The following is a 2430-nucleotide window of genomic DNA, read 5'->3' on the forward strand; positions in this document are numbered from 1 at the left end:
CCACAAAAGGGGGCTTGGGTAAGTGCACCCTTTTGCAAAGATCCATAGCAACTGAAATTTATTTTAAAATTGGCTTGACTTTATATAGTTGGTCTACGGCGTTGGGGTCGGATGTTGGATACAACGGTCACAGGAACGGATTTTTTGACAACCCCGTTTTTCTGATTTCCTGCTGGTCCTCTGACCCCAACGTGGTAGGGGCTCCCCGCAGGGGAGCCCGTCCCGGCCGCCCAGAGGGCTATACGTTCAACGGCAAATGCCCGGCATTTGCCATCCACAACGACGAACGACTCACGATGCACCAAAAGGCCTCCGGATTTTCCGGCGGCCTTTTCCGATCCATTCTATGTTATAATATCTTCCAAATAAACTGAGTGTTTTCAAGGAGGGGTTTGCCATGCTGGAAATTGGAACGGCGGCACCGGATTTTACGCTTCCGGATCAAAATGGGGACATGCATTCTTTGTCCGACTATCGGGGACAGAAAGTGATCCTGTATTTTTATCCACGGGATAATACCCCCGGCTGCACCAAACAGGCCTGTGCCTTTGGAGAACTGTATCCTCAGTTCCGGGAGAAGGGGGCTGTGGTACTGGGGGTCAGCAAGGATTCGGTGGCTTCCCACAAAAAATTCCAGGATAAATACGGTCTGCCTTTTACCCTGCTTTCTGATACGGAAAAAAACGTGCTCCAGGCCTATGACGTCTGGAAGGAAAAGAAGCTGTACGGAAAGGTATCCATGGGCGTGGTGCGCAGCACCTATCTGATCGATGAACAGGGAATCATCGTTAAAGCTATGGGAAAAGTGAAACCGGCAGAAAATCCCGCCCAGATGCTGGAGGCGCTGGAATGAGGATCATCATTTCCCCGGCCAAGAAAATGCAGGTGGATCTGGAATCGGGGTGCTCCTGCACCCCGCCTTCTTTTTTGAAGGAAACCCGAAAACTGCTGACCTGGCTCCGGGGCCTGTCTTTTGAGGCGCTTCAGAAACTGTGGGCCTGCAGTCCGGCCCTGGCAGAAGAAAATTATGCACGGCTCCGTCAGATGGATTTGGACCGGGAGGTTACGCCGGCGATCCTGGCTTATGAAGGGATCCAGTACCAGTACATGGCCCCTGCTGTGTTCGAAGACGGACAGATGGACTGGGTGGGGGAACGGGTCCGGATCCTTTCAGGATTTTATGGAGTGCTGCGGCCCTTTGACGGGGTGGTCCCCTACCGGTTGGAAATGCAGGCCAAGGGGGCACCGGAAGGGTCCCGGAACCTGTATGAGTTCTGGGGAGACCGGCTGTACCGGGCCTGCCGGGATGAGGACGGGGTAATCATCAATCTGGCATCCAAAGAATACAGCCGGGCAGTCGAAGCTTATTTGCAGCCGGGAGACCGGCTCATCCAGGTAATCTTTGGAGAATGGGCAGGAGACAAGGTGGTCCAGAAAGGGGTCTATGTGAAAATGGCCCGGGGAGAAATGGTCCGGTATCTGGCAGGCAAAGGAGCGGCAAAGCCGGAAGACATGAAAGGGTTCTGCTGGAGCGGCTATGTCTGGAGCCCGGAACTGTCCCGGGATGACCGGTATGTGTTTATTCGGGATGACAGGGCGGAGTGAAAGAGAAGTCAGAAACGGCCTGCTGCTTTTCCGTCTCACGCCGATGGAGACCATCTGCCGGGGGCAGATGGTCATGAGCTGACAGTCACTAGTCTCTAGTCTCCAGCGGAAGGAGGGAACCCGCCGGGCGGGTTCCTGGGAACGTATAAAACCCGGAGGCCGGGACGGGCGTGCCTGTGGCGCGCCCCTACGCCGTTGCTGTCATATGTTCAAGCCGATGGTCACAGAAACGGAATCTTCGATAACTTCGTTTCTGTGAATTTCCGTTGCATCTCTGATCCCAACGTGGTAGGGGCTGCCCGCAGGGAAGCCCATCCCGGCCTGCGTTTTTTTATGTTCAAAGGCAGATGTGTGAGCATCTGGCATCCGAAACGACTCACGACGAACGACCAACGATGAACCAAAAGGCCGCCGGATTGTCCGGCGGCCTTATCATTGGGAAGGAAAACGCCCTGAGCGTTTTCTAACCTACAGCAATCCATGCAATTTTCCCAGTTTCTGGATCTGGTCCAGAGAGTAATGGGTGATCCGGGAAATGGTCTCCATGGGGATCTTTTCTTTCAGCATGGCAACAATGTTGGCTTCCCGTTCTTCCTGGCGGCCTTCTTGTATGCCTTTCTGTATGCCTTTCTGCATACCTTGTAGCATACCTTGCCGCATACCTTGCCGTATGTCTTTTTCTTTCTGGCGTCTTTTGAATCCACCACTTAAAATAATCATATATTCTCGCCTCACTTTATCCATACTCTTTACCAGATGGACTTCCTGATCCAGGCTTTCCACGAATTTCCCTTTTGCCGCTTTTCCATCCACGTACCGGAGAAA

General features: G+C 53.3%; 3 protein-coding genes. 2 read left to right on the forward strand and 1 reads right to left on the reverse strand.

What is annotated here, in order from left to right; translation table 11 throughout:
• Nucleotides 1-397: 397 nt before the first annotated feature.
• Nucleotides 398-853, forward strand: coding sequence for a thioredoxin-dependent thiol peroxidase (gene bcp, locus ACTQY1_RS11130; protein ID WP_022486596.1), 456 nt, complete (start codon nt 398-400; stop codon nt 851-853).
• Nucleotides 850-1605 (forward strand): peroxide stress protein YaaA, encoded by a 756-nt coding sequence (yaaA, locus tag ACTQY1_RS11135; RefSeq protein WP_022486595.1) that lies wholly within the window; start codon nt 850-852, stop codon nt 1603-1605. Before bcp ends, yaaA begins: the two co-directional genes overlap by 4 nt.
• 468 nt (nt 1606-2073) lie before the next feature.
• Here the strand turns inward: yaaA and ACTQY1_RS11140 are convergent, their stop codons facing one another.
• On the reverse strand, nt 2074-2241 hold the full coding sequence (locus tag ACTQY1_RS11140) for a hypothetical protein (protein WP_441374204.1): 168 nt from the start codon (nt 2239-2241) through the stop codon (nt 2074-2076).
• Nucleotides 2242-2430: the final 189 nt, after the last annotated feature.

This window comes from Acidaminococcus sp. HCP3S3_G9_1 (assembly GCF_052122455.1).
Classification (GTDB): Bacteria; Bacillota; Negativicutes; order Acidaminococcales; family Acidaminococcaceae; genus Acidaminococcus.

Bases quoted from the DNA above. Each gene is read 5' to 3' on its own strand.
- yaaA (WP_022486595.1), top strand. From the start codon at position 850: ATGAGGATCATCATTTCCCCGGCCAAGAAAATGCAGGTGGATCTGGAA.
- bcp (WP_022486596.1), top strand. From the start codon at position 398: ATGCTGGAAATTGGAACGGCGGCACCGGATTTTACGCTTCCGGATCAA.
- ACTQY1_RS11140 (WP_441374204.1), bottom strand. From the start codon at position 2,241: ATGCAGAAAGGCATACAGAAAGGCATACAAGAAGGCCGCCAGGAAGAA.